This is a genomic window from Glaciimonas sp. Gout2, assembly GCF_035018905.1.
Classification (GTDB): Bacteria; Pseudomonadota; Gammaproteobacteria; order Burkholderiales; family Burkholderiaceae_D; genus Glaciimonas.
Map to the genome: position 1 here is coordinate 1 of NZ_JASJXA010000035.1, position 21,170 is coordinate 21,170.

At 48.4% G+C, this 21,170-nt stretch carries 12 protein-coding genes; 9 read left to right on the plus strand and 3 right to left on the minus strand.

The genetic code is table 11. The annotated features are described in order from the left end of the window. Positions 1-483 precede the first annotated feature (483 nt). Complete coding sequence (locus tag QN379_RS18730) at positions 484-1,116, minus strand: DUF642 domain-containing protein (protein WP_323507291.1); 633 nt, start codon at positions 1,114-1,116, stop codon at positions 484-486. 334 nt (positions 1,117-1,450) lie between these two features. Between QN379_RS18730 and katG the strand changes: the two genes are divergently transcribed. Continuing rightward, positions 1,451-3,646 carry a catalase/peroxidase HPI gene (gene katG / locus QN379_RS18735; RefSeq protein ID WP_322232266.1) on the plus strand — a complete coding sequence of 732 codons (2,196 nt, stop codon included), beginning with the start codon at positions 1,451-1,453 and terminating at the stop codon, positions 3,644-3,646. Between the two features lie 205 nt (positions 3,647-3,851). Here katG and QN379_RS18740 read toward each other — a convergent pair whose 3' ends face one another. After that, positions 3,852-4,619 carry a PEP-CTERM sorting domain-containing protein gene (locus tag QN379_RS18740; RefSeq protein ID WP_322232267.1) on the minus strand — a complete coding sequence of 256 codons (768 nt, stop codon included), beginning with the start codon at positions 4,617-4,619 and terminating at the stop codon, positions 3,852-3,854. A gap of 841 nt (positions 4,620-5,460) precedes the next feature. Between QN379_RS18740 and QN379_RS18745 the strand changes: the two genes are divergently transcribed. Next, positions 5,461-5,811, plus strand: a complete 351-nt coding sequence (locus tag QN379_RS18745; RefSeq protein ID WP_323507292.1) for a hypothetical protein — start codon at positions 5,461-5,463, stop codon at positions 5,809-5,811. 254 nt (positions 5,812-6,065) lie between these two features. Here the strand turns inward: QN379_RS18745 and QN379_RS18750 are convergent, their stop codons facing one another. Next, positions 6,066-11,111: a hypothetical protein gene (locus tag QN379_RS18750; RefSeq protein ID WP_323507293.1), complete on the minus strand. Its 5,046-nt coding sequence runs from the start codon at positions 11,109-11,111 to the stop codon at positions 6,066-6,068. Between the two features lie 914 nt (positions 11,112-12,025). Here QN379_RS18750 and QN379_RS18755 point away from each other — a divergent pair. The 7 genes from QN379_RS18755 (at position 12,026) to QN379_RS18785 (ending at position 21,090) form a co-directional block, all read left to right on the plus strand. Then, positions 12,026-13,768, plus strand: a complete 1,743-nt coding sequence (locus tag QN379_RS18755; protein WP_323507294.1) for a tannase/feruloyl esterase family alpha/beta hydrolase — start codon at positions 12,026-12,028, stop codon at positions 13,766-13,768. A 256-nt stretch (positions 13,769-14,024) separates the two neighbouring features. Beyond that, complete coding sequence (locus QN379_RS18760) at positions 14,025-14,705, plus strand: PEP-CTERM sorting domain-containing protein (protein ID WP_323507295.1); 681 nt, start codon at positions 14,025-14,027, stop codon at positions 14,703-14,705. A 413-nt stretch (positions 14,706-15,118) separates the two neighbouring features. Next, a complete protein-coding gene (locus QN379_RS18765; protein ID WP_323507296.1) occupies positions 15,119-15,886 on the plus strand; it encodes a YdcF family protein in 768 nt (255 codons plus the stop codon). A gap of 5 nt (positions 15,887-15,891) precedes the next feature. Beyond that, entirely contained in the window at positions 15,892-17,340 is a 1,449-nt protein-coding gene (locus QN379_RS18770) for a right-handed parallel beta-helix repeat-containing protein (RefSeq protein ID WP_323507297.1), read from the plus strand. A 294-nt stretch (positions 17,341-17,634) separates the two neighbouring features. Next, positions 17,635-18,915: a nucleotide sugar dehydrogenase gene (locus QN379_RS18775; RefSeq protein ID WP_323507298.1), complete on the plus strand. Its 1,281-nt coding sequence runs from the start codon at positions 17,635-17,637 to the stop codon at positions 18,913-18,915. 17 nt (positions 18,916-18,932) lie between these two features. Continuing rightward, positions 18,933-19,967, plus strand: coding sequence for an SDR family oxidoreductase (locus tag QN379_RS18780; protein ID WP_323507299.1), 1,035 nt, complete (start codon positions 18,933-18,935; stop codon positions 19,965-19,967). A 34-nt stretch (positions 19,968-20,001) separates the two neighbouring features. Further along, positions 20,002-21,090, plus strand: coding sequence for a GNAT family N-acetyltransferase (locus QN379_RS18785; protein ID WP_323507300.1), 1,089 nt, complete (start codon positions 20,002-20,004; stop codon positions 21,088-21,090). Positions 21,091-21,170: the final 80 nt, after the last annotated feature.

Genomic DNA, 21,170 nt, shown 5'->3' on the forward strand with positions numbered 1-21,170 from the left:
TTAACCGCGTAACAACATCGCAGGCGCAGCGGTCACGATCGGCCAGAATGAGCGGTCACGTTGACCAGAATACGCATACAACGATGTAGTCAACATTATCGATGTCTGATATGCCTGTTCGATGCGGCAAAACCCTGCCGCATCGAACCTGGTTAAGCGTCTAAAACCCGGCAAGTTGACGTGCACAGACTAAAAGTGCGTTCCGATAATAATCTTTAATACCCATCGATCTGCAATCTGCATCAGACCGCGCCCTCCTCCCGCGTTGATATCTATACCACCCATCTCTTGATCCAACATTGCATAGTATGTTTTGCAATTTTTGCTGAGCGCCTGAGGGTCTGTCACCGATTCCACTTCATTGGATATCTCATTCAACTTGCGCCAGTTCTTGTTCTTCTGATTTTTTTCGATTCGCTGTGCGATCAACAGGATCGACTTCTTCCTTAAGAAAAAAGCCGCGATGTCCTGTTGATAACCTATTTACTTGCGTTGACGCGTACGCAAAGTTAATCCCATCAGTACCAAACCGGTCAGCAATAGCGGATAGGTTTCTGGTTCCGGCACAGCAGTTGGCGTCACTGAAACATTATCTAGCGTAGCGTCAATGGAATTGCCGTTCGCAATATTTGCATCAGCGAAATTGATAACCGTTTCGTTTGAGATTGCTGTGAAGTCAAATGCGTACGCGGTCATTAACTGCGCGAGGCTTCCAGTACCATATGCGGTGTATTGCGAAGTGAAGATCGATGGTCCCGATATATCATTTACGCTTACGTTCAAATTTTGAGGTCTCCCACCTCCAGTGATTGCTCCATAATCAAAACTTAGCGCATACGTTTGTCCAGCTACCGTAATGAGATCTTGTTTGATCGACCCGCCAGCCATATCGCCGGCACCAAATAAAGCGACGTTTCCGTTAGGATAGTTAGCATCGGTCCAGCCATACTGCGCATAAACATTCCCAGAGGTTACCTTTACATTTCCATTGAAATTCCAACCAGATTGCCCATTTTCGAAACCGCCGTTAGTAACCAGTTGTGCCGTAGCGTTCGCACTTCCGGCTGCTGCAAGTAGCACCAGCGCAGAAATTTTTATCAAAAGACCCGTTTTCATCGCATTCCTCTAAAAAATATAAATCGTCATGTAATTGCTCATGGTGCTTCGACGGCTATTACGCATTTTTCGTGCCAAGAACTTTTAGCTATAAAAAACAATGTGTTACAAGGCAAACTAATTTTTTATAAACATAACTGTAAAAAAAGTCGACAAATAGCGAGAGACTATTGACGAACGGCTTCTTGATCCCAACGACCAATGAATCTTTAACGGCAGCTTTCGTCCGTCGGCTTTACCTATCGATCCGATTGAAAATATTACGTATGTAAATTGGGATCAACGGTCTACACTCCCTCAGGTACCAAACTGCTAATAAACTCAGGAGAAAACCTTGTCAACTGAACCACAATGCCCTTTCACGAGCGGTCCCAGCAAATCCCCAATGGCTGGCGCTAGAACAAACGCTGACTGGTGGCCAAATCAACTGAACCTCAAGACTCTGCATCACAATTCGCCCGTCTCCGACCCGATGGGCAAGGCGTTCAATTACGCTGAGGAATTCAAAAGTCTCGACCTGAAGGCGGTGGTCAACGACCTGCATGCGTTGATGACAGACTCACAAGACTGGTGGCCTGCGGATTACGGTCACTACGGACCGCTCTTTGTCCGTATGGCGTGGCACAGCGCAGGCACATACCGCATCGCCGATGGTCGTGGCGGCTCTGGCTTTGGCACGCAGCGATTTGCGCCCCTCAATAGTTGGCCGGATAACGCCAGCCTCGACAAAGCACGACGTTTGCTGTGGCCGATCAAGCAAAAGTATGGCAAAAAAATCTCATGGGCCGACCTGATAGTTCTCACGGGAAATGTCGCCATGGAGTCGATGGGATTCAAGACCTTCGGTTTCGCCGGTGGGCGCGAGGACGTATGGGAACCACAAGAAGACATTAATTGGGGTTCTGAAGATACGTGGCTTGGCGACAAACGTTATAGCGGCGACCGCGAACTCGAACAGCCTCTTGGTGCGGTGCAGATGGGCCTGATTTACGTCAACCCGCAAGGGCCAAATGGCAACCCCGACCCACTCTTGGCCGCACGCGATATCCGCGAAACATTCGCCCGCATGGCCATGAATGACGAAGAAACAGTCGCGCTCTGCGCGGGCGGTCACACCTTCGGCAAATGCCATGGCGCAGCGTCAGAGGACCACGTCGGCCGCGAACCCGAAGGCGCCGAAATCGAAGAGCAAGGCTTAGGCTGGAAAAATTCCTTCGGTAGCGGCAAAGGCGTCGACACGTTCACCAGCGGTCTCGAAGGCGCATGGACTGCCACACCAACTACGTGGGACAACAGCTACTTTGACACTCTGTTCGGTTATGAATGGGAGCTGACCAAGAGCCCCGCCGGTGCCCACCAGTGGACTCCCAAGAATGGTGCGGGAGCCGGGACTGTACCGGATGCCCACGATTCAACGAAGCGGAATGCGCCATTTATGTTGACCACCGACCTCTCGTTGCGGATCGACCCTGCCTATGAAAAGATTTCTCGCCGCTTTCACCAGAATCCACAAGAATTCGCAGAAGTGTTTGCCAAGGCCTGGTACAAGCTGACCCATCGCGACATGGGCCCGGTCGCGCGTTACCTTGGTGCGCTTGTTCCGAAGGGACAGTTGCTGTGGCAAGACCCGCTTCCGTCAGTCGATCATGAATTGGTCGGTGAGCAGGACATTGCGGCACTGAAAGCTGCCGTCCTCGCATCAGGACTGTCCATCTCTCAACTGGTCACGACTGCCTGGGCGTCGGCGGCAACGTTCCGCGGAAGTGACAAGCGCGGCGGTGCCAACGGTGCGCGCATTCGCCTTGCGCCGCAGAAGGACTGGGAGGTGAATCAACCGGTTGAATTGGCCAAGGTGCTTCAGGCCCTGGAAGTAATCCAGAAGAATTTCAATGGCGCGCAATCGGGCGGCAAAAAGATTTCTCTCGCGGATTTAATCGTTCTGGGCGGCAGCGCTGCCGTTGAGGCAGCGGCAAAAAAGGGCGGCCACGACATCACGGTTCCCTTCTCGCCAGGGCGCACAGATGCTTCACAAGAGCAGACCGATGCGCACTCATTCGCGCCACTGGAACCAGTAGCAGATGGGTTTCGCAACTACCTCCGCAAGGGACTTGAAGGATCAGCGGCTGAACTACTGGTGGATCGGGCTAACTTGATGACGCTCAGTGCTCCCGAGATGACAGTACTGATCGGTGGCATGCGCGCGTTGAATACAAACTTCGGACAAACCAAGCACGGGGTGTTGACCAAACAGTCCGAAACATTGACCAATGATTTCTTCGTGAACTTGCTCGACATGAGCACGAAGTGGCAGAAGTCAACTACGTCTGAAGGCGTATTGGAAGGGCTTGATCGGGCAACAGGCGAACCCAAATGGACAGGTACGGTGGCTGATCTCGTGTTCGGCTCCAACTCCCAACTGCGCGCTATCGCCGAAGTGTATGCCAGCAGCGACGCGCAGCAAGCAATGGTGCATGACTTTGTTGCAGCCTGGACTAAGGTGATGAACCTGGATCGTTACGATCTTGCTTGATTGCAGATAAAAGTCCTGCGATTTCACTGACTAATCGCGCGATAGTTGGCTATGCAGCTATGATTAAAAAGCCCCGAAATTCGGGGCTTTTTTTGTGCGGTGGGAACAGAAAATTATACCGACTGTCGCTGAAAGAAGAGTAAAAGGACTCAACCGGTTGTGCTGAATCCTTTCATCTAAATTGCAAATTGCAAATTGCAATCGACTATACTTTACGACGACGGACAAATACTAAACCTGCTAACGCAACACCAAAAAGTGCGATCGAGCCTGGCTCGGGAACAGCGGTTCTTTCAGTGCCAAGCCACGAAACTATATTGTTAGCGAACGCTGCATCGTCTGCGCCGCTAGTACCGTCTGCACCAATAGAACCATTCTGCCAGTTAGTATCACCAATGAACAGAAGCTGTCCAAGGCCAACGTTATAAACGGCCGCCATACCATTTGCCGTTAGCAACGTCGGGCTCGCTTTCGTTGGATCGACAGCTGACCAGGTATTGAACTTTATATTTGTGACACCGGCCACCAATGCGTTGCTCCCTATAGTTGCATAAGTTCCGTTATCACCGCCGGTATGGATATCTGCAGCGCCAAATAATCCCAGGATGGAGGCTGTCGACACTGACCACGGCCCAGAATCAGAACGATCAGTCACATACACGGCACGCCCACCAGAGTTCAAAAAACTGAGCAGGTTGCTTTGTTCCGTGCCATTTAAAACATTTGTACCGCCATTCATCCATAGCCCAGTCGCAGAACTCACAGCGCTTGCACTGTTGAAATCTGTTAAAGCAACCGTGTCACCAGCTGCTGCAAAAAGGGCGTCAAAGCCCGAACCACCACCGAGGCCACCAAAACCACCAACACCCGAGCGATATCCAATAACGGATGCGCTGGCAGTGCCAACTAGCAGGACACTCATTAACGCCGCAGCTCCGAGTACTTCAAGCGTTCTTTTCAAAAAAATTTTCACTTTTCATTCCCTCAAAATATAAACTCAACTCCGAATAAATCCACGTCTTATCTTATTCAACGAGGATATTGGCTTCACATGCCGATATTCAGAAAAATAGGAAGAACTATGCCAAAACTCTGAGTACGGAGCGTTTTTTGGGTGATTCTCTTTAAGAATCATCTACTTATCTATAACCTCTACATCAGCGCGATTGAGATGTCTGGACAAGCCTGACGCCGAATGTAAAAAATTCCGACACGTTGTTCGTAGCGCCCTGCACGCCCTTCCCCGCTAAGTGATTGATCAATATATCAATGTCTTTAATCACCAGAACTGTCGATGACGCGCAACTAAGACGAATCCAAATACAACACGTCGTCATTTTTGCGAGATAAACACAGGATTGATTAAAGTCATGCCATCAAAATATAAGACATCGCAGCCAAAGCTTTACCGAAATTGTCAGGCCTTATAAAGACGCCATTGGATAAATAAGTCGATCAACGTACCGCCCTGCCGCCAAACAATCAAATCTTCGCAAAATCACACCAATGCTCTATACTGTTTTCGTCCCTACAAAAAAGGGAACGGGTTTAGCAGCCTGACTTATCCAAAGTGCACAAAAAAACGGCGCACTGCCGTTTTTTTGTGCACTCACCTTTGTTGCGCCTTTTTGGGGGGCAATGGTGGGGAGGCTTCGGCCTGCCGGTTGCTTTGGATACTGGTCTGCTAACCCTGCCATTTGCCGCCCACCCCGTTTAGCAGCGGGGCGCGGTTTCATCCTATCCAAGGAGTCCGCAATGTCTCGCACCACCACGTCTAACCTCGCCCACCCGCAATTCGTCACGGCGGCACAATCATGAGCAAGCCGCCAATCACGCCATCCGACGAAGCGGAATTTCCGGAGGCTTATCACAAGCCATTTTCATGGCTGCCTTCTCACCATCAAACAAATCCGCACGCGCAGTTTTTTGCCATGACGGTGGACGTCTGCGAAGGTATCTCGACCTGTATTGATTTGGCGCATTCAAGCAATTCGGATAGAGATACCGATACGGCACCGACGCTCGATATCATTGCCACGGAGCGCTTGTTGCGGCTCGCGTTGATGTCATCGCAGATGCTCACGGAGATGGCTGCGCGTCGGATTGATGGAATGAGCGATCGTGCTAACGTGCCAGCGGCATCAGGCTCTCCCTTAGCTTCTTGATTTGACGCTCCGATCATAGTTGTGATCGGGGCGTTTTATTTACTGGCCATCACGCGATGGCGCTGACGTTTAGGCCGTGGGGTGCCTGCGCGTCCAGCACAGCAAGATCAAGTTAGTCTGAGCTTCAGAAATCATTCTGTACACAAACAAAAGGTCAGCAATGTCGCCGCCCTTTTGCGCAGCCGTCAAATAATTCTGCGGTGACCTCGTGGGTTAAACCCAAGCGATATATCTCAGAATATTAAACTTGTTGTTTAGGGTGTGGTATCGCTACTAGTTTCAAACAATTCACGTACCAGAAGTTTTGTGACTCGAGCATTCATATCGTCAGGTGAAGCGTCGCGCTTATGTCTCAATTCTGCTTGTTCAGCACCTGTTTTGGGTAAAGCTTTTGACATATGCTGAAGCCATGCGACAAATAGATCTGGCATCATAAATGCTTTAATTTTTTCATCAGCCGGCCCTTCGAACACTTTTTTTATAAAGCCCCTAAAGCGCTCATGACTAATATGCGTATTGACACCCTCAGGTAAATACTGACTGAAGCTGGATGGCAATACTTTCTGGAAATGCCTCAGAAAACTCCTTTTTGCGTGAGATAGTCCTTTCACATATCTCAGAAATGCGGCCGGCGAACTGAGTAACACGTCTGCTTGCCGACGTAGCCCGTTTTCTGAGCAGTACCCATATTTTGATCTGTCGCCAGTTAGATAAATTTCCTGTTTACCGTCGGGTATTGCTAAATGTGATATCTCATGTTGTAAGGTTTCCTGTAAGGCAGTGGGGTGATTGATTGGTGATAAAAATGTTGTAGTCGTTAGATAAAGCTCACCCCGTTTCAGGCCATTTTCGTGCGTGTAGGCTAAAACCTCGTCGGCAAAGAGTGCCGTTTCTTGAGGAATGCCTTCTATGTGTTTTTGCATGTTATATCGATACCGTATCCCCTCTGGGCTGACCAACGGCGAGATAATGCGTAATTTATCGATACGCACTGGGGCAGCATAACCCTTAAATTTTGAGAGTATTCGTATGATTTCATCTTTGTACCCTGACGTTATCTTTTCCGGGGCAACGTGAAAATACGCAGCAACTTGCTCCCAAAATGATTCAGGCGCAATCTTTGACCAGTCCAGCAACTGTCCCGTAAGTTCATGGCTGTTGGCATATGCGGCGCTAATATCATCGGCAAAGTATGGTCCAAAAGTATGACGTATTTCGGACAAACCTTTCGCGCGTATCTCGAATGTCCAGCCCGCAGCCCTGGTAACCTCTGAGGTTAAAGGAGGACCAAATACCCTTTTCCATAAGCGCGTTGTGATTCTTTGTTGCGGTTTGACATAATTGATTTCGTATTCGTCACTTAACTGATTCAACGTGTTTACTTTTGTGTTGTAAATATCTTTCAGTTCACTAAAGGTCCGCTGGTTATTGCAAAGTCTTAGGCTCGACTCACAGATATCTTGCAACACCGCGGCCTGCCCTCCAAAATCATCATTGGGCTCACGTGCGAGCCGTAACTTCATTTCGCCCCAAAAATTCGTTAGGCTTAGTAACCGATCTTTTGGTATGCCGTCACCTCCCCATTTAAACGTCTTCATTTCGTTGATTACCCTCGGCGACATTAATTTTTCCCCTTTATTCATTCTCGTGGTTAAAATGAAAAAAAGTTGTGTAATGTGCGGATTATTGTGAAACAATTTTCGAATTTTTTCAACGTCGCGACTCATTTCCAGTCGCAGTAACGGACGCTCATAATAAGGACGCGTTTCAACATCCATTGCAACAAGCTGGTTTATTGCCTTTGTACGCGCGGACTCTCGCGGTAGGGGGGCGATCTTAAAGTTTAGCGCACTGCAACTTGCTTTGGGACCTTCGGGTGGCGCTCGCCTCGCCCTGCATTGTTTTTCTTCAAATTCACCAGCAGAAAGTTCTTCGAATGCATTTTTTCTGTCTGGGCCATAACGATATTGGGTCTTACCGCTCTTATCCTGAAAGCTGAGGACAAATTGATCAGGATTAGAGTTATCAATGTACATCGTCGATGTTGACCAACCTTCTGGTAAGTTGAATCCTTGTTCCAAGGCTTCGTTAAAAGAGACAATAGTCTCAGGAAGACTGGTGACAGGGGTAATCAAATGATTATTTGTTACGTGCCAGTTAACGCCGTCATATTTCATATCAAGGCGTAAGTCTTTTGGAATACCTTCTCCCATAATACGACGCTCCCCGTCGGCTTTGATTTCCTTCTCCAGCAAATAGAATTCGCCTTTAAGCTGTATATACTCGCGGTCTCCTATGCTGTAGACACCGCGCTCTACCTGCTCCGGCGTATGATCAAAAAAACTCTGATACTCAACTTTGCGTACCCCGTTGAGACGTTTGTTGTCATACAGCATCTCAGCTATGCCTGCCGAAGATACGCGTTTTGGAAAGTTTTTTATGAACATCCACAAAATTTGTGGATCTTCATCGATCAAATGTCCATATCCCTGAAGCCATTGCTCAGTCTGCAATTCCAATTTTTCTTCCGATTCATTCCAGAGGTAACTCACTCTTTTTCCTGAATGATCTAACGCCATAACCAGATATATCGGCCCACCATCAGACTTCTGGATGAGCCCTTTGGGAGATAAGTTGTGCGGCACATTGAGGGTATTTCCCTGAACTGAAATTTTGTTCGGGAGCGCCTCGACTATGACGGGCGCGGTATCGAAAAATTCGGAAATACCAGTTCTAAAGTGTAAATCTTCAGGCTTTGTAGCGACGTGCGCGCGCTCCCCCGGTTTGATTTTTTCATCCGCCAGATCGGCCACTGGGCCTGTTTTTGGCATTTGCTCTGATAAATGCTTTTCGACCTGAGATGTCGCAAATTCGTCTGCACTTCCGTAGTTAAAAGCAGCTCGAACAGACGGTATAAGGTACTGCGCCTCGTTTATTTTAATCAATCCGGTGAAACAAAATAGTGCATCTGTTCCTATCGCCATTCCTTGTTCCGCTCGTCCCTCATCGGTTTTTGCGGGCAGTGCGATCATTTCAGCTGTATCAAGGATGGCGATCACGCAATTACCCTCTGGAATCAATCCAATAATGAATTTTCCAAGCGCATAAATATTAGAATGAAAGATTTCTTCAGTCCAGGTCTGAGGATGCGGTTGCGAGGGCGACGTCTGTGGAATTCTTTTATGAATTGCTGCGGGAAATATCTGTAATTCACTCACCACGAAGGCGATTTCGTCTAGATTTGTTGCAAAACCAAAGATCGAGGGAGCCTCGAAGGTGGTGTGATCGGACGGAGGGAACCGAATGCCGCTTGTGAAGCTGGCATGATGCTTGTTCACATACTCCGTGACCCCACCAGCTTGCTGTATTTGCTCCGTAATTTTGGAAACAACGGGTGCCCCCCATGAGCGCTCTTCGGAAAACAAATAATAGTCGGAAGATACCGCGTCGTTTATCGATCCGGTTCGTATGATCAAGCCAGATGTTGCAGTAAATGCAGCTTTATAAGAGATATCAGCGTGTTGCGCGTCATATAAAATTACTCTTGGTAAAAACACTTCCAAATGAGCAACCTTACCTGAACGAATTAAATTATTACGATCGGTTATTGGCAATTGCGCCAAGCCAAAATTATATAAATTATATTTACTGAGTAAAAGTTCTTCTAACGCATTCTTCGATTGCTGTTTGTGAAGCACATTTTCAGTACTCCGATCATTAATAATCCACGAGAAATGCTCCCCCTTTTCCTGGACTGCCTGCATGAGCCGGATCTTTGGAAGTAAGGGTGTCATCAGAGAAGCTAGTCCGGATTTCATCCGCTCAACATGACTTCCAAGACGTTCATTTGGCGTATTTTTTGTAAGCGAATTACAGAAACGTATCAGTGCAGGCGCTGTTGTCAAAGGCCATGCCGCAGGAGACAAATCGATCAAACTATGCAGTCCCGCTTCACGCAGAGCGGCGGGAGTAAGAGCTGACCTGAATTTTGGTGGGAATTGATTAATAAAACCCGCGCCTATGCTCATTAATGTGCCATCGTAACTTAAGTAGGTCGTGTCACGAAAGTCCGGGTCATCAATATTAAGTTGCGCGCTGAGCAAAGGATCAATCGCACGCAATGCCGCCTCGACAAACCACTTTGAGAGCGTGTTCAACCAGTGACGATCGGCGGTATTGAGTAAGGGTACGTGCAGCTCTAGCCGCTTACGAATCGCTGCTTCGGTACGCACAGTAAGCTTGGACAATGCATCCAGCGTTGGGTTAGTTGCCAGTTCGGTGGTCACGCTACTGTGTATGAAATTTTCTAAGGCCTGATCGCCTGATGGCCCATTTATCTGCGCTAAAGCATTGAAGAATAACTGCGCAACCTCGTTCCGCAATTCTGCTTGCGGTCTGGCCGCCTGGGGTTCCGCGGGATCATACGCAGAAACATGATTATCATCCTTGGGATGCTGGGCTTGCATCGCGTATTGCAACACCGTGTACTCGTATTGGTCCACAATTGCATCGCCCCCCCATGTGCGTGATATTAATGGTGCGAACGCGTCCAGGAGTTGATAAATATCTGATTTGTAATTCTGGCGTTCAAGTGCCAGTCCCTTCAATCGTTCGTCCTGCGGAATATTCGCAGGCCAGCGGTGGTAAGCGTTTATCCCGCTCACGATTGCTCCCGTGTCGATCAAAAAATAAGCATCACTTATGTTAAAAGAAGGTTTTGCAGTGTTGGTGATATCGGAACCAGAGGAAGATTCGACAGTTATGTTGGATAGTGCGGTAGAAGTACTTTCATTCCCATAAGGAAGCTCTATTTTGTGCTTTTCGTTACTGGGCCTCCAATAGGCTTCATTAAAATCGTCAAGTCTAGCGCAATCAACACCCGTCATCCGAGGCTTCGGCCACGTCGGCAGGCTGTCGTATACATACTTTCCATACGTTAGCAGGCCGTTTCCGATTTCTCCCAATGAGGGGAGATGTGAGGTCGCGACCGCAGCCGTACCATTGTTCGGGCCTTTAACAGGCGTAGGCAGATTAGGGTCTATAGTGGTATTCGGAAAGCCAGAAAAACGCGTTCCCGTCTGCGCACAATACACTTTTAATAATTGCGCTGGTTTACATGCATTTATCGCTAATAGGACTGCAAACGCGAATCCTGTTTTGTTGATCGGTTCTGTGGTGGCCCGTGCTTCAACACCAGAAACCAATTCAGGAACATCATAAAACTCAGCGTAACCAGCTCGCAATGCATTCATTTCAATTTCTATCTTTTTTTTATTTATTTCTTCGCTTTTAATTTCCATATCAATGCGTTGCCTGCGCGTTTGCCTTGGCGCTTTTGCATAATGGGATGCCTTCACTTTATGCGGTGATGCGTCAAAACCGTTACACCTTGTGACGCGAGCGCTAAATTCGGAAGCAGTACCGTGACGTGTCGTGGAACTCCCGAGAGAAGTTGAAGGCGTTCGGGTAGGAGTGATACGAAACATGAGCATCCTTTGATGAATTTAATGACAGTTAACGACAAACAACTTAGAGGCTGTGAACACTGACTTTTCTACACCTATTACGGCAAATTAATGGTGCATTTTGTGAAGCCATGTCGGTAAAAACTGTTTGGTAATAGCTGAACGAAGATATAAAAATGAAGCTGATGCAGGCTGCTTGTCTCTCGCAAGGAAAAAACCGCAACTACATCCTGCTAGACACAAACGACAACAGCTCAAAGCTACGGTAGGGTAATCATTTAATGCGTTTGCTTCTCTAAATTATCACCGCGCCCTTTATCTGTCGCTAGGACAAGAACGAAAGTTTGATTTGTCATATCCTAGAGCGTTCTGACACACAAAAAACTGCAAGCCTTTCCTAAAAAAATAAGATAATAAGAGAAACAAAAAGGATTTCGCCACAGATAGGTGCAGGCCATCCCGTTGCGTTGGTCGCTTCCGTGAGCCAAGTCCGCTTCCAAACCATTTAAATCCTTCGGTCATTGCATTGCCAGAACTCAATTGAGTGCGGGTGTGCACAAGTGCACCTCAACGTGAATACAATCTGCGTGTTTGTTGAGCCATTTGGCGACATGCCGATAAAGCGCGAAAGCATTATCAATTTAAACATAACTGTTTTACGATAAAGAAACTTGGCTGAGAGCGAGTCGGGACGATGGTATCTTTAACGTGTGGACTATAAAAAATTCTTCGAGATTGAGAGACAGCACATGAAATTACGAAGTAGCCAATCTTTTGCACGACTATTAACGTTAGCTGCGATGACAAGTCTGGGCGTCGCAGGATGCGCTGGAGGTCATATTGACCGCCCTTCCTCACCCGCTAAGGTTACCTTGGCCTGCGCACAGTTAAACGGCATGAACATTCCCGCTACGTCAATCGGCTTGCCAACCACGGGCGCGCTGGTTACCAGCAGCGTAACCGTTCCCGCATCTGGAGCCGGTCCTGCCGCAGTCGGAGAGTATTGCAAAGTGCTTGGCGCTATCCATCCTTTGGACGCGCACGCGCCCAACATTCAGTTTCAGATTAACCTCCCGACCAACTGGAACAGCAAAGCAATGATGTTTGGAGGCGGGGGATATAACGGTACCATCGCGCAAGGAACCGGCAACGTTCCGGCAGGCCCTGTAGACCAACAAATACCACTTGGACGCGGCTACGCAACCTTTGGCAGCGATTCGGGGCATCAGGCGAATGCGAATGGCAGCCGCGATGGGACTTTTGGCATGAACGATGAGGCGCTGAAAAACTTTTCCAGTGATGCATTAAAGAAAACCCATGACACAGCGATCGCCATCATTAAAGCCCGCTATGCAACCCCTATTCAAAAGACTTATTTTGCGGGTGGATCAACCGGCGGACGTGAGGCCTTGATCGCAGTGCAAAACTGGCCAGCGGACTTTGATGGCGCGATCGTTCTTTATCCCGCATGGAACGCTGCCAGTCTGGATCTGCAATTCGGACGGATCACCCGGCAACTCTCTCAACCGGGCGCTTATCCTAACCGCGCCAAGCGCAAAGTTTTGTACGACGCCGCTATCGCTGCATGCGACATGCTCGACGGCGTCAGCGACGGTCTGATCAGTAACGAGCGAGCCTGCAACGCCATTTTTAATCCATCGAGAGCGACGCTAAACGGCACGCCGATAAGGTGCGAAGGCGGTGCCGATACAGGCGATACCTGTCTTTCCGATGCGCAGATTACCTCTTTCAATGTGATCAATACGCCACTTGATCTGCACTACACGTTGGCCAGCGGAGAAACAACGTATCCCGGTTTTAATACATGGGGTACGGATTTTGGGATTCCGGGCACGGCAGGCACTAAGGCGCTTCAGCCCACGGTGCTCACCCTTTCCCTTGGCATCGAACAACCAGCGAACCCGATGCCGCCGATCACGGCGACTTCCAGTCCTCCTTACAACGGCACTTTTTGGGATCAATGGGTCAAATATTTTGTGACGCGTGATCCTCAATTCAATTCACTAACGCTTGATCCCCAGAACCCCGGAGCATTACAGGCGCGCATTGTGGAACTGACCGAAATTCAGGATCTGAATAAAACTGATCTGTCTGCGTTCCAAAGCAAGGGCGGGAAAATTTTGATGGCGCACGGATTATATGATGCGTTGGTGAGCACAAGGGCCACCGAACAATACTTTTCCCGCGTGCGCAAGACGATGGGTGCAGTGAAGGTCAACAGCTTTATGCGCTTCTACGAAATTCCTGGCTACGGTCATGCGGCAAGTAGCGTGTTTAATGCGGCGTGGGATTCGCTCACAACGCTTGAAAACTGGGTAGAAAAAGGCACAGTCCCTCCAATGCAGATCGTCGCTGATACAGCTGGTGTCCCAGGCCGCACCAGGCCTTTGTGTGAATATCCCGAGTGGCCAAAATATAAAGGCGCCGGCGATGTTAACACCGCGCAAAGCTTTGTCTGCGCTTCTCAATAGCAAAAATAACGGTGCGATGCGGTCGCAATTTTAGTGCGACCGCATACGAATGGATTTTGGCGCATTTGTCGCTTGCTTTCGATTGAGCCTTTCGACAATGTCCGCCCGAGCCATCACGCAATGTCTTATCTGACGGCGCATCACAGCATTTCAACATACATGGAATGTGTCGATAAACTTTACACCTTTTGAGGACCACAAAATTTATTTTTCCTTAAACCCTTGATTTATAAAGAAAATTTATTAGGCATGAAAAATGCTTATTATTTCTAAAGTGGAAATATTTAAAATAAATCTCTTTAGGAATAATATGAAAAAATTTTTTGGATTTGTCGCTGCAATATTGTTAGTAACGCCCTTGGTCCACGCAAGCCAGATCAGCGGTGTTGATGGATTTGGAAATCCTGTTGTTCCAGGTGCTACATCAACGATTACATTTGATGATCAATCGGATGCCACTTTCTCGTCCCTATCCACGGGTGGCGTAACCTTTTCAGGGGTGGGCGGGTCACTTCGCACTAATAACGACTACCACAGCAACTATAACGGAAGGGGTACCCGTTATCTGGATAACAACGCTGGTGCAACATCCAGCATCAAATTTGCATTTGCCGCACCCGTAAGTGCGTTTGCATTTAACTGGGGTGCATCCGATGATGTATGGACCCTTACTGCGTTTAATTCACTCAATGCGGCAATTGAATCTTTCGTCCTTCCGATTACCCACGGCTCGAATGCTGGAGACTATGTGGGATTGGCTGACGCCGACATCTCATATGCAACCTTAATCACGTCAACATCCTATGACTTCATATTCATAGACAACTTTACCGTTGCCGCCGGCGCTACAAATGTGCCAGAACCAACGTCGATCGCCCTGCTGGGACTTGGCCTGATGGGCTTCGCTGCAGCACGCCGCAAATCAGCAAAAAAATAATTTAATAGACCTTACTACATCATCAAAGCCCGCATCGAGCGGGCTTTTTTCATGATAAGCGGACCCGATAGTCAAGACAGTTTTTCAACGAATTTAAGCTGCGCCCGCTTCTTCCTCTGATGCAGAAAGCTGCTGCGTATTTATCCTCCCGAAGTAGTTGAGCAATCAGTACAGAACAAACAAGCGGATGTACGAATTGTCACGTCCATCACACAAGATGTTGATTCTATTGAACGCTGGAAACTTTCAGCGAGGCCGGTAACTTTCAGACATAGAAAAGCAAAAACGCAACATCTGATAGCGGATTAAGAGCTACAATTTGCGCCGCTATGTTAGAGAAGTAATCAGCTTCATCGAGAACAACTACAGCCTCTCAAACCTTCTTCCTCATTTTCACTTTTTCACGGATTTTCATGAACGCCTCCCATTGGTTGCCTAGTATGGCGCATGCGTTAATGTTGCCTCCGTTCAGCTTATTTCTTCTGATGGCAACTGGGCTTCTAATAGCACGATGGCAACCGCGCTTTGGGCGCTGGATTACCGCAGGAGCGGTCATAGCGTTGTTCTTTTTATGTACCGAAATCGGTGCAAATTTTTTGGTACTTCCACTGGAAAAGTTGACGACCCCGCTCGTATCGACTCAAACCAAAGCGCAAGCAATTGTAGTGCTCGCAGCTGGACGGCTTGAGCACGCAGAGGAATACGGACGCGCTGATATTCCCGACTATATTGCACTCGCCCGATTACGCTATGCAGCCAGATTGCAGCATCAGACCAACTTGCCGATTCTGGTATCGGGGGGCAACGTGACCGCTTATAGTTCAGGAAAAGCAGATGCTATGGCAATCGCCTTGCGCGAAGATTTTCGCACTCCGGTTAAATGGATCGAGGGAATATCCAATACGACTGCCGAAAACGCGCTGTTTTCGGCCAAAATTCTGCGCCAGGATAGTGTTCAGCGAATATTGCTAGTGACCGATGCAATGCACATGCCGCGGGCGAAAATGATGTTTGAGCAAGCTGGTCTGGTAGTTGTCGCCGCACCCACTATGTTTTTCGGCCGAAGTAAATTTGACCGACTGTCTCTACCCTCTTTACTGCCCAGCGCCGAAGGCCTACGTCGTTCGTACTACGCAACTTACGAATGGCTTGGGCTGGTCTGGTATCTCAACTCGATGTGAACTAAATGATGACACTGCGCTGGAACTCGAAATGGTCGAAACGATTTTGTTGGGCGTTGGTGTACGCGACCCTGACAACGGCCATCGTAGTGATATTTTTCCTTGAAAAATTAAACGTCCCACCCCGAGAATTGTCTCCGTACATCACACATCGGGCATCCGGTCACAATCCCTTGATTACAAATGTGGGAAATTGGTTGGCCCAAACGTTGCTCGCAGCGGATCGAGGCAATCCCTTGCCGCCAATTCCACTCATGTGGCGAATTGGTGCGCAACATCGTGCACTACAACCTCTACCCTCGTCAGATTCAAACGCCGATAAGCTGGTCTCCACGCCAGCAGAATTTGTCGAAGCTCTCAAGCAGGCGCATGCCGGAGAGGTGATAACCCTGCTGCCGGGGCGATACCACTTCGACCATACGATCGCAATTAACCAGGTCGGTTCATCGACGGCACGAATCACAGTGCGCGCCGTGCGTCCGGATACGGTCTTTCTAGATTTTAAGATGGTTGAAGGCTTTAAGGTATCCGAACCGTATTGGACATTTGAAAATCTGAATATTCGCGGTGTGTGCACACCCCAGACAGACTGTGAACATGCCTTCCATATCGTTGGGAATGCCACCTATTTTATTGCGCGTAACAATACGATTGTGGATTTCAACGCGCATTTTAAAATCAACGGCGAGGACCACCACTTTCCGGACAACGGACTCATTGACGGTAATACGCTAACGAATACAAGCGTGCGTCAGACCGATAATCCCGTGACACTGGTCGATCTGGTTGCCGCTAGTCATTGGCGCATTTCACACAACCTGATCACCGATTTCATGAAGGCTGACGGCAATCAGGTTAGCTATGGCGCTTTCGTTAAGGGCGGCGGCTCGGATAATCGTATCGAGCAAAATATTATAGTGTGCGAATATCTGCTACCCAGCTCGCCTGGTCAACGTGTCGGACTCTCTCTCGGTGGCGGCGGTACCGGACCACAATATTGCCGTGACGAGAGGTGTATTACGGAGCAGGATGGCAGCATTATTCAATCAAATCTGATTGCTTCATGTTCAGACGATGGTATCTATTTGAACCGTGCCGCAACGAGCAAAATACTTCACAACACCCTGATCGATACCGGTGGCATTTCGGTACGTTTTGCTGAGAGCACCGCCGATATTCAAGGCAATCTGGTCGATGGTCTGATACGGACGCGAGATGGCGGGTTAATGCGCGCCACCGAAAATCTCACAACCAGTGCGACCAGTTTGTATCTTGGAAAACATCCTGCGCGCGATTTATTTTTGAATCCCATGGCCATGAATTTTTTATGGAAGGAAAAACTACCGGCGCGCCTGGTCTCTGATAAGACGATCAATGACCTGTGCGATGCACCCCAAACGGGTGGCCAGCGCTACGGCGCTTTTGAAAATTTTTCAGCATGTTTAACGCAATAAATATGGTTCACCAAAGCTTCATTATTTCTTGAGTTACACCAATGTGCCCAATTTTGTGGAATAAAAAATATGGCATAAAAATAAATAGAAACATGCTAAATTGATCCTCAGAAAGAAAATTTTCTCTCACCCGAATTAAACAAACAATAAGACGGTCGATTACTTTGAAAAACCTGTTTATCTGTGTTTCACAGGCAATTTTCGAGCGCAATAATGCCGCAACATTTCCCTCTGGAAAAATGATTTCCTGCATGACAGCAGATAGTTCAAATAAATTTTAATGTGGAGTTGGCTATGAGCGTAGTTGCAGTGGTTGGTCTGGGATATGTGGGACTACCATTGGCGGTAGAATTCGGTAAAAAACGGAAGACCATCGGACTTGATCTCTCGAGCCGCAAGATCACAAGTTATGCACGTTGCATTGATCCAACCGGTGAAGTCTCGACGGAGGAATTACGCGCAGCGAGACACTTAAGTGTGACAGTCGATTCATCTCAATTGTCGGAAGCAGATTTCATTATTATTTCAGTACCGACACCAGTTGATATTGCGCATAATCCCGACTTCACGCCGCTCAAAGCCGCTAGTCAAACAGTTGGGCGCCACATGAAGCGTGGTGTGATCGTTGTCTATGAATCCACCGTCTATCCCGGTGCCACAGAGGAGGTCTGTGTTCCCATTCTGGAAAAGTATTCGGGGCTGAAATGGAAGCAAGACTTTCACGTCGGTTTTTCACCGGAACGAATTAACCCCGGCGACAAAGAACATACGCTGACCACCATTTTAAAAGTGGTATCGGGGGATGATCTCGCTACGCTGGAACAGGTTGCAGAACTTTACGAATCAATCATCACCGCAGGGGTCCATCGCGCCTCTAGTATCAAAGTCGCCGAAGCGGCAAAGGTGATCGAAAATACCCAGCGCGATCTGAATATTGCACTGATGAATGAACTTGCCATCATATTTGACAAAATCGGCATCGACACGCTGGAAGTACTGGAGGCGGCAGGAACAAAATGGAATTTCTTACCCTTCCGACCAGGCCTTGTCGGTGGGCATTGCATCGGCGTCGATCCCTATTATCTGACACACAAGGCAGAGATGATTGGTTATCACCCTCAAGTAATATTAGCGGGTCGGCGGATCAATGATGGGATGGCAAAATTCGTAGCAGAGAAAACGGTGAAATCGATGATTGCGGCCGGCTTCCATATCAAGGGCTCAAAGGTCAACGTATTAGGACTGACGTTTAAAGAAAACTGCCCGGACATTCGTAACTCCAAGGTGGTTGATATCATTTTGGAGTTGCAGTCGTACGGGGTGGAAGTGCATGTTCACGATCCTGCTGCGTTAGCCGAAGATGCGCAACACGAATACGGCATCACATTGGAAACCTGGGAAAACCTACCGCCTGCCGATGCGATTGTAGCCGCTGTGTCACACAGGGAACTTTTATCCAAGTCGCTTACCGACATTCAATCCAAACTGAATGACAAAGGCTGTTTTATTGATGTGAAATCGCACTTCGATCACGTCGGATTGCGAGAGGCTGGCTTTACTGTCTGGCGATTGTAATAATTACCACTAAAAAAATGAAAAAATTTCAGGAAGTTAAGCAACATCTGGCAGCCCATCAATACCACTGGTTAATTACAGGCGTCGCAGGGTTTATCGGCTCCAATCTGCTGGAGGCATTGCTACGACTTAATCAGAAGGTCACTGGACTAGACAATTTTTCGACCGGTCATCAACATAATCTGGACCAGGTACGAGAGGCGGTCGGCGCAGATAAATGGCAGAATTTTGCATTCATGGAAGGGGACATACGCAAATTAGAGGACTGTGCGATTGCTTGCAAGGAGGTCGATTATGTTCTCCATCACGCCGCATTGGGTTCTGTCTCGCGCTCGATCGAAGACCCCATTTTGACTAACGCCAACAACGTCACCGGCTTCCTCAATATATTGGTTGCCTCTCGCGATGCATTGGTGAAACGCTTTGTCTATGCTGCGTCAAGCTCCACCTATGGTGATCACGCTGCTTTACCGAAGGTAGAGTCAGTCATCGGCAATCCTCTTTCGCCTTACGCTGTCACCAAATATGTCAATGAGTTGTACGCTAATGTCTTTGCCCGCTGCTATGGCATCGAAACAATCGGGTTACGCTACTTCAACATCTTTGGTCCAAGACAAGATCCGAACGGCGCTTATGCAGCCGTGATCCCACAGTGGATCGCTGCACTTATTAACAATCAGCCCCTGTATATCAACGGCGATGGCGAAACCAGTCGAGACTTCTGCTTTATCGAGAATGTGATTCAAGCCAATCTGCTTGCTGCGACAGCAGATAAGGACGCGGCCAATCAGGTGTACAACGTCGCCCTAAATGACCGTACCAGTCTGAATCAACTTCACGAAATGATGCGTTTACTACTACTGGAGAAATTTCCGCATCTGCACGAACATCGGCCTCAGTATGTCGGTTTTCGAGCAGGCGACATCAGAAACTCTCAGGCGGACATCACCAAGGCGAGAACGTTGCTCGGCTTTGAGCCAACACATCGCATAGGTGAAGGTCTCAAACAGGCAATGGCGTGGTACGTCCGTAACCTTGCGCCGACTATATAGCGTGACCGATATCGCCTCAACAGACAGGTGCACTTTGACAACGCATGCGCGCTTTGAAGATATGCCTTTGCCTTATCGAGATTTATTTGCCAAGGTACAGAGTGGCGTCGACGGCATTGACTTCTTCTCGACGTTGCCCTGGTTTGAGCATCTTGCGGAGACGGCGTTAAGTCATCGGCATCGCCTGCGACTTTATTGCATCGAGTCAGGCGTAGAACGTCTGCTGCTTCCGATGTGTCACAAGGTGAATCGAAATAGGTTTTTTGGCACGCGTCGACTGACCGCATTGGCCAATTACTATACCCCGCTATTTGGACCCGTGGGCATGCCATCTGACACGCAAACTGCCGAAATGCTAACCGCCCTCCTTCGCGCAGCGGCAAACGACAAGCCGCAGTGGGATACCATCGATCTGCATCCTCTCGATGTTGATGGCAAGACATTCGCCTGCCTTCTAGCCGGATTTCAGGCTGCAAGCATGCCAATACAGCGCTATTTTTGTTTTGGCAATTGGTATCTGGACGTTAATGGACGTGACTATCAGGCATATTTCAATGGCTTGTCATCCAAACTGCGCAACACCATAACGCGCAGATCAAGACAACTGGTGGATGCGAAGCGCTTGCGTATCGAAATTGTTTGCGACGCCAAAGACATCGAAAAGAGCATCACTGATTATGAAGAAATTTACCGCTCCAGTTGGAAAGAGAATGAAGTTTTTCCTACATTTATTCCCGGTCTGATACGTTCATGCGCCAAACAAGGCGCGTTACGATTGGGGATCGCTTATGTCGACGATCAGCCAGCGGCAGCACAAATCTGGATCGTTCATCATCGCGTCGCATCAATTTATAAACTCGCCTATAACGAACGTTTTACCAAATTATCCATCGGCACAATATTGACAAGCAGGCTGATGCAACAGGTGATCGACATTGATAAGGTGCGGGAAGTAGACTATCTGACCGGAGATGATGCCTATAAGAAAGACTGGATGTCGCATCGACGAGAACGGTGGGGCATCATTGCTTTTAATCTACGGACTTTGCGAGGTGCCATGTCGGCCGCAGATCATTTTGGCCGGCGACGCATCAAGCAACTTTATAACGGAATAATTCACTGAATATCTACATGACGGCATGCGACCTTTTTCTTCCCCACTTCAAATACGCGTTTTCAGTTCAGCCTGATCAACGAAGAAGC

Coding starts and splice junctions, on each gene's coding strand:
- QN379_RS18730 (WP_323507291.1), bottom strand. CDS start 1,116: ATGAAAACGGGTCTTTTGATAAAAATTTCTGCGCTGGTGCTACTTGCA.
- QN379_RS18770 (WP_323507297.1), top strand. CDS start 15,892: ATGATGACACTGCGCTGGAACTCGAAATGGTCGAAACGATTTTGTTGG.
- QN379_RS18760 (WP_323507295.1), top strand. CDS start 14,025: ATGCTTATTATTTCTAAAGTGGAAATATTTAAAATAAATCTCTTTAGG.
- QN379_RS18750 (WP_323507293.1), bottom strand. CDS start 11,111: ATGGAAATTAAAAGCGAAGAAATAAATAAAAAAAAGATAGAAATTGAA.
- QN379_RS18775 (WP_323507298.1), top strand. CDS start 17,635: ATGAGCGTAGTTGCAGTGGTTGGTCTGGGATATGTGGGACTACCATTG.
- QN379_RS18745 (WP_323507292.1), top strand. CDS start 5,461: ATGAGCAAGCCGCCAATCACGCCATCCGACGAAGCGGAATTTCCGGAG.
- QN379_RS18755 (WP_323507294.1), top strand. CDS start 12,026: ATGAAATTACGAAGTAGCCAATCTTTTGCACGACTATTAACGTTAGCT.
- QN379_RS18780 (WP_323507299.1), top strand. CDS start 18,933: ATGAAAAAATTTCAGGAAGTTAAGCAACATCTGGCAGCCCATCAATAC.
- QN379_RS18765 (WP_323507296.1), top strand. CDS start 15,119: ATGAACGCCTCCCATTGGTTGCCTAGTATGGCGCATGCGTTAATGTTG.